Source organism: Bradyrhizobium daqingense, from assembly GCF_021044685.1.
In the GTDB taxonomy this organism is placed as follows: Bacteria; Pseudomonadota; Alphaproteobacteria; order Rhizobiales; family Xanthobacteraceae; genus Bradyrhizobium; species Bradyrhizobium daqingense.
Genome location: NZ_CP088014.1, coordinates 3,345,288 through 3,360,456, shown reverse-complemented (window position 1 = coordinate 3,360,456; position 15,169 = coordinate 3,345,288). Strand labels below are relative to the sequence as shown.

Sequence of the window (15,169 nt, the reverse complement as noted above, 5' to 3'; positions counted from 1 at the left end):
TCCCATGCTTTCTGCCGACCGGCCGGCAACGCGCCTTGCGACCCGGCTCGCCTTCCTCGTCGCGGGCTTCGGCATCGCATGCTGGGCGCCGCTGGTGCCGTTCGCGAAGTCGCGCCTCGGCGTCGACGACGGTATCCTCGGACTGCTGCTTCTCAGCCTCGGCATCGGATCGGTCCTCGCCATGCTTCTAACCGGCGTGCTGAGCGCGCGCTATGGCAGCAGGCCGATCATCCTCGCGGGCGGGTTCGGTCTCGCCGTCGTCCTGCCGTTGCTCGCGATCGCGAGCTCGCCCGCAACGCTGGCGCTTGCGTTGTTTGCATTCGGTGCTGCGCTCGGCTCGATCGACGTCGCGATGAACATTCATGCCGTGGAGGTCGAGCGCGCCGCGGCTCGTCCGCTGATGTCCGGCTTCCACGCTCTGTTCAGCATCGGCGGCTTCGCCGGATCCGCGTTGATGACGGCGCTGCTCTCGCTGCAGCTTGGCGCGCTCACCTGCACCCTGATCTGCTCCGTCCTGATGCTGATCGCGATGCTGGTGACCTCTCCCCGACTGCTCCGTGCGGCGCAGGCACAGGAGGGGCCGCTGTTCGTGCTGCCGCATGGATCGGTGCTGCTGCTCGCGCTGCTCGGCGCCATCACCTTTCTCGTCGAAGGCGCGATGCTCGATTGGGGCGCCCTGCTGGTCATCGGCGCAGGCCTCGTCTCCGAGGCGCAAGGCGGCGCCGGCTATATCGTGTTCTCGATCGCGATGACGATCGGGCGGCTCGGCGGCGATGCCGTCGTCGCGCGCATCGGCGACCGCACGACGCTGTTTTGGGGAAGCCTGATCGCCATCGCAGGCTTCGTGGTCCTCCTCACGGCTCCAATTGCGGCGGTCGCGATGGCCGGCTTCCTGCTCATCGGCCTCGGCGCATCGAACCTCGTGCCGGTGCTGTTCCGTGGGGCGGCCAAGCAGACCGCCATGCCCACGGGGCTGGCGGTCGCGGCGATCACGACCGCCGGCTATGCCGGGATCCTGATCGGCCCCGCCGGCGTCGGCTTCGTGGCGCGCGTCAGCGGGCTGCCGACGGCGTTCTGGCTGCTGGCGGCGCTGATGGGTCTCGTTACGCTGACGGCGGGCATCGTCTCGCGGGAGCAGGCCCGGACATCGCGCGTCGAAGCCTGAGAGAACTCACGGATCGCTGAGCCCCGATTGATCGCCGGCGTCGTCACGCGCGCTCGCGTGAGGCGATGGGCATCGCCGACATCCGCGTTGCCCACGACCTAATTGCACATGGCCGGGCTGCCGCGCGCATTGACCGCACGACGGCTCGGCCTAGCCTTCGGCAGCAACTGCCCGGCGCGGCAGCTTCCAGTCGGGCCGGATGAAGTGACAGGTGTATCCGGCAGGATAGCGTTCGAGATAATCCTGATGCTCGGGCTCGGCTTCCCAGAACTCTGTTGCAGGCGCGACTTCGGTCACCACCTTGCCGGGCCACAGACCAGACGCTTCGACGTCGGCGATGGTGTCTTCGGCGATCCGCTTCTGCTGATCACTCGTGTAGAAGATCGCCGAACGATAGCTCGTGCCGAGATCGTTGCCCTGACGGTTGAGTGTGGTCGGATCATGGATCTGGAAGAAGAACTCCAGCATGGTCCGGAAGCTCGTCTTGGCGGGATTGAAGATGATCTCGATGGCTTCGGCGTGCCCTTCGTGGTTGCGATAAGTGGCGTTCTTCACATGCCCGCCGGTGTAGCCGACGCGGGTAGAGATCACACCGGGCTGCTTGCGGATCAGATCCTGCATGCCCCAGAAGCAGCCTCCGGCCAAAACTGCGCGCTCTGTCGTCATCTGACGCTCCCTGTTGATCGCTCCGTCCGTTCTGAGAATATATGCCTTCGGGTGCCCGGCCGAAAGACAGGTCTTTGTCCATCCGGCTCCTCTCGCGAGCCCAAGCTTCGGCCGCTTCCGCCTCTCAGAACCGGATGGACACGAGAGCTCGCCGCTAGCCCAGCTTGGCGTCGAGCGTGATGGCGGCGTTGAGCACCTTCGACACCGGACAGTTCTTCTCGGCCTCGCCGGCGATCTTCGCGAAGCCCGCATCATCGAGATTCGGCACTTTCGCGCGCAAGGTGAGCGCCGACTTGCTGATCTTGAAGCCCTTGCCTTCCGGCTCGAGCGTGACGGCGGCCTCCGTCGAGAGCTCCTCCGGCGTAAAACCCGCCATCTGAAGGCCGAAGGCCAACGCCATCGTAAAACAGCCGGCATGGGCCGCGGCGATCAGCTCCTCCGGATTGGTCCCCTTCTCGTTCTCGAAGCGGGTTTTGAACGAATAGGGCGTGTGCGCGAGCACACCGGATTCGCTGGAGAGCTGGCCCGTGCCGTCACGACCGGTCCCCTTCCATACTGCTGTTGCCTTGCGGATCATCCTGGTTCTCCTGGTTCGATTTGGGCCCCCGCGCTCGTACCGTTGAAAGGCGACATCGGCGTGACCGCGCAGCAAGCTTTTGCAACCGCGGAACGCCGAAGAGCAACCCTTGCCGCTACACCGGATCGAACGCCCGGATCGGCGGGAGATTACCGGTGAACTTCTCGACCTCGACCGACGTCAACTGCCCCGTGCACCCCTGTGCAAAGGACGAGGTGCCGATGTCGCGGGTGAGCACGTTCGGATTGCCGTGAACGCAGAGCGGCGCGTCGTCCTCGGGGTCCATGGGGTCATACCAGGCGCCGGTCGGAAGCTGCACGACGCCGGCCGCGATGCCGTCGGTGACGTGGACGGCGGCAAGGCAGGCGCCGCGATCGTTGAACAGGCGGATGATGTCGCCGTCCGTGATGCCGCGCGCGTCCGCATCGCGCGGATTCATGCGCGCGACCTCGCGGCCGCGATGCTTCGAGCCGAGCGAATGCCCGCCGAAATCGAGCTGGCTGTGCAGACGCGTCACCGGCTGGTTGGCGACGAGGAAGCACGGCGCTCCCGGCTTCGGCATGTCCGTCTTCTCCAGCCAGACCGGATGGCCCGGGCAATCCGCGTCACCATGCCCTGCGATCTTCGCCGAGAAAATCTCGATGCGGCCACTCGGCGTCGGCAGGGCATGATTGACCGGATCTTCGCGGAAACGCCGCAACCGGCCGCCATCATCGGGCTGCTGCGGCACGACGAGACTGCCGCGCTGCCAGAACTCGTCGAAGCTGGGCGCTTCCAGGCCGCGCTTGGCGAGCGAGACGCGCGTCGGCTCGTACAGATATTCAAGCCACTGCCCTGAGGTGCGGCCTTCGGTGAACGGCTCGCGCGCACCGAGGCGTTCGGCGAGATCGGCGAAGACATCGTAGTCGTCGCGTGCAAGCCCGAACGGCTCGGCGATCCGGTGCATCGCGACCATCAGGGGATCGTTGGTGGAATAGCCGATGTCCTCACGCTCCAGCGTCATGGTCGCGGGCAGCACGATATCGGCGTGCCTGGCCGTCGCGGTCCAGCCGAGCTCGTGCACGACCAGCGTGTCGACCTTTGCAAACGCCTTGCGCAGGCGGTTGATGTCCTGATGATGATGGAAGGGATTGCCGCCGGCCCAGTAGACGAGGCGGATATCCGGATAGGTGCGCGTTTCGCCGTTGTAGCGATAGGTGCTGCCGGGACCCAGCAGCATGTCGGCGATGCGCGCCACCGGAATGAAATCGGCAACGCCATTGCGGCCCTGCCCCAGCGTCGGCCCCGGCACGTCGTTGACGCGCCGGCCGTAATAGCCGATCGCCCCGAGCGAATAGGCATAGCCGCCGCCGGACAGCCCGATCTGGCCGAGCGCTGCCGCCAGCACCAGGCCCATCCACACCGGCTGCTCGCCATGCTCGGCGCGCTGCAGCGAATGCGAGACGGTGATCAGCGCGCGCTTTCCGGCGGCGCGGCGGGCGAGCTTGCGGATCGTGTTGGCGTCGACGCCCGAGATTGCGGCGGCCCATTCGGCGTGCTTGGGTTGCCCGTCGCTGTCCCCGGTGAGATAGCGCAGGAAGACGGGCCAACCCTCCGTGTAGCGATCGAGGAAGGCCTGATCGTGCAGGTTCTCAGCGACCAGCGTGTGGACGATGCCGAGCATCAGCGCGGTATCGGTGCCGGGTATGCAACTCATCCATTCGGCCCCGGCTTCGACCGGCAGATCGTCGCGCAGGGGACTGACCAGAACGAACTCGCAGCCGCGCTTACGCGCCGCTGCCATGGCGCCGCGCTCGACATGCTTGCTGATCGAGCCGCCGGCCACCATCGAGTTCTTCAGCGCCATGCCGCCAAACGCCAGCACGATCTCGGTGTCCGCGGCGATCTGCTCCCAGGTGACGTTGCGCTTGGTGATGTCCTCGTATCCGCAGAGGATCTGGGGCAGCAGCACCGAGGACGCGCCTGAGGAATAGGTGTTAACCGAACGCACATAGCCGCCCATCGCGATATTGAGAAAGCGATGCACCTGGCTCTGGGCGTGATGGAAACGGCCCGCGCTCGACCAGCCATAGGAGCCGCCGAAGACGGCACCGGGGCCGCGCGTGTCGCGGATGCGGATCAGCTCGTCGCCGAGCAGGTCGAGCGCCTTGTCCCAGCTGACGGAGACGAATTCGTCACGGCCACGGCGATCGTCGGGACCCGGACCGCGCTCGAGCCAGCCGCGGCGGATCGCCGGCTGGGCAATGCGGGCCTGGTGACGCAATGCGCCGGGGAAATTGTCAATGATGCCGTTCGGATCGGGATCGCCCGCATAGGCCCTCACCTCGAGTCCGGCCTTGCCGTTGCGTGCCGAAAACACGCCCCAATGCGAGGTGTGCGGCTTGAAGCCGTCGGACAGGTCGAGGCCGGGGTCGGGAAAGCCAATCGTATCGTCCATCGTCTGATCCTTGTTCCGGTCGTGGTGGCAGTATACCGATCCACGTCCCGATGTCATGGGATCAGGGCCGACCCAAACGCCGGGCTCCCGTGCGCTACGATCTGCCGGATGTTCCGCTGGAACGAATGCCTAGCCGCTGGCCCGCAACGGCTGCAGCAGGCGTGAGGCAGCAACGAGGTCCTGGGTCGCGAAGCCCTCGGTGAACTCTTGGTAGATCGGCGCGAGCAACCGGATGGCCTTGGAGCTGCGACCGGTCGCGATCCAATGCGCGGCAAGATCGGTGGCGATCCGCAACTCGAAGGTCTTCGCTCCTATCGCGCGCGCTTCTACGAGCGCCTGTTGGAGCCGCTTTTCAGCGCGCAGCGGCTCACCTTCGTGAAGCAGGATCGACGCATCGACCCGCTGAAGCTCCGAGCGGCACCAGCGTTCACCCTGACGTTCCTGGTGGTCGATGGCCCGTGCCATGGCCTCGCGCGCTTCCTCGATCCGCCCTTGTCGCAGAAGAGCGCGGGCGAGGACGGCGAGATAGCTGCCGATCCGCATCACGAAGCGGCATTCGATCAGCTCATCGATCGCGGCTTTGATATCCTCGACCGCGCGCCTGTCGCCGCGCAGATCGCGAAGGCAGGCGGAGAAATAGCGTTCGACCGGAACCCAGCGCGAGATGCGCTCGCGCTCCAGATTGCGACGCAGCCGCTCGGCATAGCTCTCGAGCGCAGCCAGATTTCCGGTCTCGAGCGAGACGGGAAGTGCGGCAAGCCCGAGCGCATTCGATTGCGACACCCATTGACCGCTGCGATCGGCGGCATCGACAGCGGCGCGGGCGAGTTTCGCCGCATGGTCGGCCTGGCCTTGCATCCACGCGACGAAGGGCAGATTGAAGCGGACTGTGATAAAGCGATAGACTTCGTTGGCATCCTTGCGCGAACGACCCTCGGCAAGCGAATGGGTCGCGGCGAGCCGATCGAGAGCCGGGCGGCTCTTGCTCAGTTCGCCGGCGAAGGCGCGAGCCCAGGCCAGCGCCCGGTCGGCTCCGGACGTCGCGGTCAAATCGCGGTCGCGGTCGCCCAGCCCCGTGGCTTCCTCGAGATAGGTGATGGCGCGCGGGACATGGCCGATCTGCAACAAGTAGAAGGCGAACCCAACCAGCGCACGCTGTTGATACTCGATATTGGTAGCGCGCCTTGCAAAGAGAATAGCGTCGAGCCAGACGACCTCGGCCTCGTTCGGCAGCTTGCGGGCATAGAACAGGCTCCATCCCAGTGCACAAGCAAGCTTGGCTCTCAGCAAATCGTCACATGCGATGGATTTGGCCAGAGCGAGCGCGGACCCCCACCGCGCCTGAGCTTCGGACAGGATCGAAGTCTCGGACCAGAGCGTGATCCCGGCAACGTTCAGCCTGATGCCGAGGACGGGGTCTCCCTCTTCGCCAAACGCCCACGACAGAGCAGCCCTCAAATCCGCGATGCGGCCGAGATAGCGTTGCGTCCAATCGGCCGGCTCGCGCCAGTTCCACTCGTCTTCAGACTGTTCGAACAAGGCCAGGACACGCTGCGCATGACGACGCAGTGCTTGCCCGCAGGCTGGATCGGCCTGGCGCCGCTCGGCTGCATAGCGACGTGTGCTGTCGAGCATCCGATAGCGCAGGCTTGGCCCTTTTGCCTGCGCGCCCAATAGCGATTTCGTGACGAGGCTGCCGAGGCCCGCGGCGACGTCGACTGGGGAAAGCCCTGACGCCTCGGCGACGAATGCGGCATCCTCCGCCTCGAACGCGTCACTGAACACCGACAGCAGGCTAAACAGCGTGGCCTCCTTGTGCGGCAGGAGCTTGAAGCTCCAGTCGATCGCCGCCATGAGCGTTTCGTGGCGCGGCGATGCGCCCTCGGTGCCGGGCGCGCGAAAACCTAGCTTTTGATCGAGCAGCGCTACCAACTGGCGCGGACTGAATGTGCCGATCTGGGCTGCCGCCAGCTCAATGGCGAGCGGAAGGCCGTCGAGCGAATGGCAGATCGAGGCGACGGCCTCGCAATCGCCATCGACGAACTGGTAATCCGACCATTCGGAGGCGCGACGGACGAACAGCTGGACCGCGGGAAATCCGAGGGCCTGATCGAGCGTCAGAGCAAGACCGGGCCGCGGCGAGGGCAGCGATCCAAGCCGCACGACATGTTCGGCGACGGTGCCAAGCGGTTCGCGACTCGTTGCAAGCAGCCTGGACGGTGAGGTGTCCGCCATGAGCTTGCCGGCAAAGATCGTGGCCGCAGGCAGCACATGCTCGCAATTGTCCAGAACGAGCAGCATCTGCCGCGGTCTCAGATAATCGAGGACCGCAGCCAGGCTGTTGTCCGGATTGCCCCTGATGCCCAGCGCCGTCACCAGCGCCGCGCCGAACAGCATCGGATCTGAAATCGTCGCGAGATCGACGAAGCACATGCCGTCGCGGCATCGTGGAGCGAACACCCGGGCCGCCGCAAGGGCGACTGTCGTCTTGCCGACCCCGCCTGGGCCGGCCAGGGTGACATGCCTTGTGTTCGTCAACACTTCGGAAATGTCGGCAATTTCCGCCTCGCGCCCGACGATCCCCCGCAAAGATGGCGGTCTGGATACGGGCACCGGCTCGGCGAGATCGTTCTCGACCTCGCCGATGCTGGTCTGCACGTTCGCAATGAACTTGTACCCTCGGCGCGGCACGGTCGCGATGTACACCGGCTCGATCTGGGTATCGCCCAGCGAACGGCGCAAGCTCCACATATTGACCTTGAGATTGCTGTCGTGGAGGAAGGTCCCCGGCCAGGCGGCCGCCATCAGCTCCTTCTTGCTGACCAGTTCACCGCGACGCTGCACCAGCAGCTGCAAGAGCTCGAACGCACGTCCGCCCAATTTGACGGGACGCCCGTCGAGGAGGAGCAGCTGGCGGCCGGGAATCAGCTTGAACGGGCCGAAGGAGAACGTGAGTTCCTGTCGGCGTGAGTCTCGTTGCGATATTGCCGTGGCCGCCTGCATTGATCATTGCCAATCGATCCGAAGATCGTCTGGAATTATCATGCACTGCAATATTCTTGAATGGAACGCTTTTGAATTAGCACGATCGCGGCGAGCATTTCGTCGCAGGGCTATTTTTTAGGCACCTCGAGGATCGTCATCCGCAGGACTTCGACGCCGCCCTCGGCCAGCTCCGGTAACTTGGCGAACCACGCTTTGACATAGGGCATGGCATTGTGCGCATCGAAATCGGCTTGGCTGGCGAAGACCTCGTAGAAGATGAAATGACCGGGCTTGGTTCGATCTTCCTGGAGGAAATAGACGAGGTTCTTGGGATCGCCGCGAACCAGCTCGATCAGCGGCAGGGTGACGGCCCGCAACGCGTCTTCCTTTCCGGGCTTGGCTCGCACCTGGGCAACGATCGAATAGGCGCCTTCGCGAATGTCCTGATAGCGGACATGTTGCGCTTCTTGGGCAGGGGCCAGCGACGGCAACACGAGGAACAGCATCGCGGCGAGCGACTTGCGGCCAAGGGTTTGCATGATGGGCTCCTTCGTTGATCAGCGCACGATCGCCTGACGCTTGGCGAGAGCCTCGCTGAAGCGCTTCTTGACCGGGCCAAGCGCCTTCACGAACTCCAGCTGCTCGCCTTCCGGCCCCTTGCAATAGATCAGCTCCCAGCCGTCGGAGGGAGCCTCACTCACCCGGTTTGTATTGGCGCTGCGGGGAGCGGCCTTGCGGTCCGCTTCCGTCATCACTCTGACCGTGCGGTTCGCCCTCACCTGCGTCATGCCACGACGCGCGGATTCGGCTTCGAGATCGGCGATGAATTTGTTGAAGTCGACATCGTCGCGAACATAGAAGCAGATGTGCATCATGCGCGGAAAGGCCGGGCTCATGTGCTCCAGCGGCTCGGCAAAGCTCTTGGAGCTGCCCATGGGCTGATCGGCCTCGCGATATTGCAGGAGTTCAAGCACCATGTTGTCGAACTGGATGAAACGGACATCGAGCCGTTGCGCCCCGCTGCGCAGATCGGGAACGCCGATGGTCCGCGGATTGACCCCGCGCGCGTTGGCCTCGATTTCCTGGTCGGCCAGCAGCGTGTTCTGCACGCCATCGCCCTGGAAGTCGCCATGCCGGAAGACTTCGGTACCGCCCAGCACCTCGGTGTAGAACTGATAGGCGCGCTCCATGTTCTGGACCGTCAACCCGAAATGCTGCACGCCCTGCAGCCGAGCCCCCAGTGGCGCCTCGTTGCGCGCGGTGGCCGGCATCGCATCCGCGCCCTGTGCCGCGGCGTCGGACGCGGAGCCGACGACCAGACCAGCGACCACGGCCGCACCGGCCGTCTGCAGCACGGCGCGGCGGCCTATTTCGATGGCATTGTGTGTTTCATCGGTCATGTCGCTCTCCTCGTCGTTTCGATTGGTTATGCGTGCATGGCTCAGGCAGCCGCGGGAAGCGGAGCTGCCGGGTTGACGAGACCTGCGGAACGGAGCTCGCGCCAGAAATCGACGGGGATGGATTTCGCGAGCGCAGCACGATCCTCGGCGATCCGGCCTGGACGGCTCGCACCCGGAATGACGGCTGCAACCACGGGGTTGGCGAGCGCGAACTGGAGCCCCGCAGCTTTCATGCTGATGCCGTACCTGTCGGCGATCGCCTTGATCCGCGTCACCTTGTCGAGGATCTCCGGCGGCGCCGGCGCGTATTCGAAATTCGGGCCGCCGACCAGCGCGCCCGAGCTGTAGGGACCGCCGACGACGATCGCGAGCTCGTGCTCGGCAACCATCGGCATCACCCGCTGAAGCGCGCGGGCATGGTCGAGCAGCGTGTAACGGCCTGCGAGCAGGAAGCCGTCCGGGCGCGGACCTTCGAGCGCGAGCAGCAGCTCGATGGGCTCGACGCGGTTGACGCCTAACCCCCACGCCTTGACGACGCCCTCGTCGCGCAGCCGGTCGAGCGCCCTGAACGCACCCTTGCGCGCGCTCTCGAACACCGCCAGCCATTCGTCACCGTAGAAGTCTTGCGCGACGTCGTGCACGAAGGCGATGTCGATATGGTCGGTGCCCAGCCGCTTTAGGCTGTCGTCGATCGATCGCAATGTCGCATCGGCCGAATAATCGTTCACGATCTTGTTCGGGCGACCGTGTCTGAAGACACTGCCCTTCTCGCCGAGATCACGGGCGCCGACATCCTCGATTTCATCCAGGATCAGGCGGCCGACCTTGGTGCTGATCACGTAATCTTCGCGGGGTCTTGCGGCGAGCGCTGCGCCCATGCGGATCTCCGCCAGTCCTGCGCCGTAGAACGGCGCATTGTCGAAATAGCGGATGCCGTCGTCCCAGGCCGCATTCACCGTTGCGAGCGCCTCATGCTCCGGAATGTCGCGAAACATGTTGCCGAGCGGCGCCGCGCCGAAGCCGAGGCTTCCCGGCAGGATATCCTTGAGGCCCATGTTGCGAGTCCTTGTGTGCGGCATCCGAAACCCTCTGCGGTGCGGCCGAACCTCAGTCGGCCGCGGAGGTATCTGCGCTTCTGATGAACGCCGCGACTTCGCGCGGATGCGCCAGCATCACCGCGTGGCTGCTTTTGATCTCCGTCACCTTCGCGCCCGAGCGCTTGGCCATGGTGCGCAGTAAGCTTGGAGGGATAATGTGATCCTCCATCGTCACCATGTAATAGGTCGGCTTCGTCTTCCAGGCCACGCGTTCGACCTTGGTCTGCACCGCCTGCAATCCAAACGGCAATTGCGCCGCGGCCATGAAGCGGGTCGTGGCCGGGTCGACACCGGCGGCGAAGGAGGTCGGGAATTTATCGCGATCGACGAAGAGAAAATTGCCTTCAGTGACCAACGGACCCTTGTGCTCGCCGGGCGGCACGGGTGCTTCCGACAGCGTGCTGACCGACTCCCCGACATCGGGAGCATATGCCGCGAGATAGACCAGGCTGCGAACCTTCGGATTGTCGCCGGCCTCGGTGATGACCATTCCACCATAGGAGTGCCCGACGAGAATCACCGGATGCCGCGCCTTGGCGATTACGCGTTCGGTCTCCGCGACATCGTCTCGTAGCGAGATCGTCGGCTGCTGGACGACGAGCACTTCATAGCCGGCCTTCGAGAGGATGTCGTAGGTGTCCTTCCAGCCCGATCCGTCGACGAAGGCGCCATGGACGAGGACGATGGACACGGGCCTCTCGGCCGCGATTGCGGGGGCGGCCGTTGCGATCGTCACAGCGGCAAGCGTGGAGATTAGCGTCTTCATATCGGGCTCCGATCCTCGATACGGCGGCATTGCCGTTCGATGAGCCATGATGCGCTCGAGCCAGCATTGCGGTATTTCCGATTCCTGCGCGATGACGGACGCATCTTGCTGATCCGGCCACGAGATCCGCTTTTGACGTTGAACCAGCACGTCGCCAAGCCTTTGCGTGCTTGCCTTTTACCTCTTTTAACCGTGCCGCCTCTGGACTTCGCTCTCGCCGCTTGTGAGAAATTCCCATCGACGTGGAACGGCCGGGGCTGCAACTCACCACCGGATGGAATGCTCGCTCGTACGCGATACGGGGCCGGGATTCGCCGCAACACAAGCGGAGGTCATGATGGCGCTCGTCACCCATGGAGATCGGAAGTACCAGAACAGCGAGAAGCTCGCCGAGACCAGCAACTGGCACTCACTCAGCATCGAGCATCGCAAGTTCGAGGCAGGACGGCAGGCAACGCCCGTCCCCATCTGCACCGAGATCGTCATGTTGCTGTCAGGCGGCGGGATGGTCTGCCGGGCCGGCAATGGCGAAGTCCAGAAGAGTCTTGCGCGTCCGGGCATGAGCTACCTCGTCCCCGTGGGAACGCAGGAGAGCCATCTCGAGCTTTCGGACCAGATGGAATGTCTTCATCTCTATCTTCCGCCGGCGCTGCTGGACCAAAGCGCCCTCGCCGACTTCGATATCGATCCAGCCAAGATCGAGATCGCCTATGCCCATGGCCTTGCGGATCAGGTTCTCTTTCACATCTGCTCGCCGCTGCGTGACCTGCTGCATCGTCCTCGCCTGCCGACCGATGCCCTGTTCGTCGAGGGCATCCAAGTCGCGCTCGCGGCACATCTTCTCGGGCACTACACGATCGACCGTTGGCGTCCGCCCGAAAAGTCGCCATCGCTGGATCAGCGAAGGCTTCAGCGTGTCCTCGATTTCATCGAGACTTCCCTCGGCGTGGATATCAGGCTCGAGGAGCTCGCGGCCGAGGCTTGCCTCAGCCCGTTCCATTTTTCCCGATTGTTTCGCGAGGCGACCGGACTGTCACCGCATCGTTATGTAACGGATCGTCGCGTCCAGGCTGCACGGCATGAGCTGGCACGTAGCCGCATGTCCCTGGTCGAGATCGCGCTGGAATTCGGCTTCGGGTCGCAAGCCAATTTCACGCGCGTGTTCCGCAAGGCCACGAGTCTCACACCGGGCCAGTATCGGGAGCTTTGCTGCGGCCAGGCCGACATCAAGGCTGCACCGATCGAGCATTGCGCAGGGATTGCGCATGATCCCGCAGGATTCGGAAATACTGCGCCGCGCCCATGAATGAATGCTGTGACGAAGCCAATCCGCGAAGGGACGTATCGACATGATCGAACTCACGGTCAACGGGATCAAGCGCCAGGTCGACGTGGTGCCCGAGATGCCCCTGCTCTGGGTCCTGCGCGACGAACTCGGCCTCACCAGTGCCAAATACGGCTGCGGTGTCGCGCAATGTGGCGCCTGCACCGTCCACATCGACGGAAAGGCGGTCCGGTCCTGTCAGTCGCATATCGGCGAGATCGCGGGCAAGTCGGTCGTCACGCTCGAAGGCCTCCCCAACAGGGAGCAGCATCCGGTTCTCCAGGCCTGGATCGAGCATCAGGTCCCGCAATGCGGCTACTGCCAGACCGGGCAGATCATGCAGGCGATCTCGCTTCTCACGTCGATCCCCAAGCCGACGGACAAGCAGATCAACCAAGTGATGTCCGGCAACCTCTGCCGCTGCGGCACCTATCCGCGGATTCGTGCTGCGATCCATGCGGCGGCCGCAAAGCGCATGGCGGAGAAGTGACATGGGCGCGTTACCGAGCATTTCACGCCGGGCTTTCGTCTTCGGCTCCGCCGCCTTCGCCGGCGGCATCGCATTCGGCGCCTACGGCCAGGCCGAGGCGGCCTCGACCACTGCGGGCGACAATCCGTTGGCCGCCGGCCTCGGGTCCAATTCCGTGACCTTCAATCCCTGGGTCGAGATCAGCCCGGACAAGATTACGCTGATCGCACAGCACGCCGACATCGGCCAGGGCGTTGGATCGGTGCAGCCGATCATGATCGCCGAAGAGATGGATCTCGACCCCGGCCAGTTCGAGGTCCGGTTTGCCGCACCCAGCCCCGCCTACTTCAACACGGGTTTCGCCGACGAGCTCGCGCCGTTCGTGGCTGCGGACCAAAGCAAGGCTGCGGAGGAAGCCCGCGCTGCCATGCTCGAATGGCTGCGAAAGGCCGGCCTGCAAATGACGGGTGGATCGAGCACGATCCCGGACACCTACGAGAAACTGCGCGTCGCCGGTGCGGTCGCACGCGAGACCCTCAAGGCCGCCGCGGCCAAACGTTCGGGCGTCGCACTGGCCGACCTCCGCACCCAATCGGGTCACGTGATCCTGCCCAACGGAACCAAGATCGCCTATGTCGCACTCGCGGCGGATGCCGCCAGAATTCCGCCGGTGCTCGATGCACAGCCGCGCGACCCGTCCAAATGGCGAATGCTCGGCAAGCCCATGATGCGGCTCGACGTTCGCGAGAAGGTGATGGGCGAGCTGAAGTTCGGCATCGACATGAAAATGGACGGCATGCTCTATGCCGCCGTCAAGCTGAACCCCAACAAGGGCCAGCCGCTGAAGTCCTACGACGCCGGCAAGGCGCGCGCGATGCCGGGGGTCAAGCAGATCTTCGAAATCAAGAACGGCGTTGCGGTGATCGCCACGAACAGCTGGTACGCCATGAAGGCGATCGACGCCGTCATCTGCGAGTGGGCGCCTGCGGCCTATCCCGCCGAGCAAGCCGATCATTGGAAGGTTCTGGAATCTTCGTTCAAGCCCGAGTTCCTGGGCAAGGAGTGGCGGAAGATCGGCGACATCGAAGGCGGGCTGAAGACAGGGACGCGCGTCGAGGCGGAGTATCGCGCGCCCTATGTGGCGCATCAGCCGCTCGAACCACTCAACGGGATCGGCCTCGTCACCGACAAGGGGATCGAGATCTGGGTCGGCCATCAGAGCCCCCGCTTCGTGCAGGATATCGCAGCAGCCGCGATCGGCCTCAAGCCGGAGCAGGTCACGTTCCACAATCAGTGGACCGGTGGAAGCTTCGGGCACCGTCTCGAGTACGAGAACGTCCGCGTTCTTGCCGAGATTGCCAACCAGATGAAGGGAACGCCGATCAAACTGGTGTTCTCGCGCGAGGAGGATTTCCTTCAGGACATTCCGCGCCAGATCGCGATCGCCCGGCACCGCGGCAGCATCGACAAGGGCAGGATCATCGCCGCCGATCTGCAGGTGGCATCGACCGCCCCGTTCAAGGGATTGCTCGAGCGTTCCGGCACCCCCACGAAGGATCCCGACGGGCAGCTGGCTGCCGGTCTGTGGAATGTCTATTACGACATCCCCAATTTCCGGGGCACGAGCTACGAAGCGCAGGGACTTTCCCCGTGCACCACATGGCGTTCGGTCGGGGCCTCGACGTCGGGCTTCTTCACCGAAAGCTTCATCGACGAACTGATCCATGCGGCGGGTCTCGATCCGATGAAGGCGCGCATTGCGATGTGCAACGTGCCGCACTACCGCAAGGTGCTGGAAACCGTCGCGGAGATGTCGAACTGGAAGGGTCCACTCGGCAACGGCAGGGGTCGGGGCGTCGCCTTCGTGGAATCGTTCGGGACACCGACGGCCGAAGTCGTCGAGGTCACGATGACGGATGCGGGCATCCGGATCGACAAGGTGTGGGTCGCGGTCGATGTCGGCAAGGTCGTCGACCCCGTCAATTTCGAGAACCAGGTGCAGGGCGGCGTCGTCTGGGGACTCGGCCACGCCATCAATTGCGAGCTCACTTACGCCAAGGGCGCGGCGCAGCAGACCAACTACAATCATCACGAGGCGATGCGGATCTACCAGTGTCCGGTCATCGAGGTGCGCGGGCTCGAGAACGATCCCAAGGTGAGAGGCGTCGGCGAGCCCCCCGTTCCGCCGGCCGCGCCGGCGCTGGCGAACGCGATCTTCGCGGCGACCGGAAAGCGCATCCGCGAGATGCCGTTCAACAAGTTCATCGACTTCGTGTGAGGCGC

Annotated in this window: 12 protein-coding genes; 4 read left to right on the top strand and 8 right to left on the bottom strand. The window is 64.4% G+C overall.

Annotated features, from left to right (window positions below; all coding sequences use genetic code 11):
• Positions 1 to 4: 4 nt before the first annotated feature.
• The gene (locus LPJ38_RS16035) at positions 5 to 1,165 is read left to right on the top strand and encodes an MFS transporter (protein ID WP_167520794.1); all 1,161 of its coding nucleotides are present in this window, start codon (positions 5 to 7) and stop codon (positions 1,163 to 1,165) included.
• A gap of 150 nt (positions 1,166 to 1,315) precedes the next feature.
• Here the strand turns inward: LPJ38_RS16035 and msrA are convergent, their stop codons facing one another.
• The 8 genes from msrA to LPJ38_RS15995 form a co-directional block, all read right to left on the bottom strand.
• Positions 1,316 to 1,831 (bottom strand): peptide-methionine (S)-S-oxide reductase MsrA, encoded by a 516-nt coding sequence (gene msrA / locus LPJ38_RS16030; RefSeq protein ID WP_145642652.1) that lies wholly within the window; start codon positions 1,829 to 1,831, stop codon positions 1,316 to 1,318.
• A gap of 154 nt (positions 1,832 to 1,985) precedes the next feature.
• Positions 1,986 to 2,408: an OsmC family protein gene (locus LPJ38_RS16025; protein WP_008562279.1), complete on the bottom strand. Its 423-nt coding sequence runs from the start codon at positions 2,406 to 2,408 to the stop codon at positions 1,986 to 1,988.
• A 115-nt stretch (positions 2,409 to 2,523) separates the two neighbouring features.
• Positions 2,524 to 4,845, bottom strand: coding sequence for a molybdopterin guanine dinucleotide-containing S/N-oxide reductase (locus LPJ38_RS16020; protein WP_145642651.1), 2,322 nt, complete (start codon positions 4,843 to 4,845; stop codon positions 2,524 to 2,526).
• A 129-nt stretch (positions 4,846 to 4,974) separates the two neighbouring features.
• Entirely contained in the window at positions 4,975 to 7,689 is a 2,715-nt protein-coding gene (locus tag LPJ38_RS16015; protein WP_231088642.1) for an ATP-binding protein, read from the bottom strand.
• Positions 7,690 to 7,958: 269 nt separating this feature from the next.
• The gene (locus LPJ38_RS16010) at positions 7,959 to 8,369 is read right to left on the bottom strand and encodes a putative quinol monooxygenase (RefSeq protein ID WP_145642646.1); all 411 of its coding nucleotides are present in this window, start codon (positions 8,367 to 8,369) and stop codon (positions 7,959 to 7,961) included.
• Between the two features lie 18 nt (positions 8,370 to 8,387).
• Positions 8,388 to 9,230, bottom strand: a complete 843-nt coding sequence (locus tag LPJ38_RS16005; RefSeq protein ID WP_145642644.1) for a VOC family protein — start codon at positions 9,228 to 9,230, stop codon at positions 8,388 to 8,390.
• Positions 9,231 to 9,271: 41 nt separating this feature from the next.
• The gene (locus LPJ38_RS16000) at positions 9,272 to 10,285 is read right to left on the bottom strand and encodes an aldo/keto reductase (protein WP_145642642.1); all 1,014 of its coding nucleotides are present in this window, start codon (positions 10,283 to 10,285) and stop codon (positions 9,272 to 9,274) included.
• A 52-nt stretch (positions 10,286 to 10,337) separates the two neighbouring features.
• Entirely contained in the window at positions 10,338 to 11,093 is a 756-nt protein-coding gene (locus LPJ38_RS15995; protein WP_145642640.1) for an alpha/beta fold hydrolase, read from the bottom strand.
• A 334-nt stretch (positions 11,094 to 11,427) separates the two neighbouring features.
• Here LPJ38_RS15995 and LPJ38_RS15990 point away from each other — a divergent pair, with 334 nt between their 5' ends.
• From LPJ38_RS15990 to LPJ38_RS15980, 3 genes are read left to right on the top strand one after another with little or no spacing between them, the layout of a single operon-like run.
• Positions 11,428 to 12,399, top strand: coding sequence for a helix-turn-helix domain-containing protein (locus tag LPJ38_RS15990; RefSeq protein ID WP_167520793.1), 972 nt, complete (start codon positions 11,428 to 11,430; stop codon positions 12,397 to 12,399).
• A 43-nt stretch (positions 12,400 to 12,442) separates the two neighbouring features.
• Positions 12,443 to 12,907, top strand: a complete 465-nt coding sequence (locus tag LPJ38_RS15985; protein ID WP_145642638.1) for a (2Fe-2S)-binding protein — start codon at positions 12,443 to 12,445, stop codon at positions 12,905 to 12,907.
• A gap of 1 nt (position 12,908) precedes the next feature.
• On the top strand, positions 12,909 to 15,164 hold the full coding sequence (locus LPJ38_RS15980; protein ID WP_145642636.1) for a xanthine dehydrogenase family protein molybdopterin-binding subunit: 2,256 nt from the start codon (positions 12,909 to 12,911) through the stop codon (positions 15,162 to 15,164).
• Positions 15,165 to 15,169: the final 5 nt, after the last annotated feature.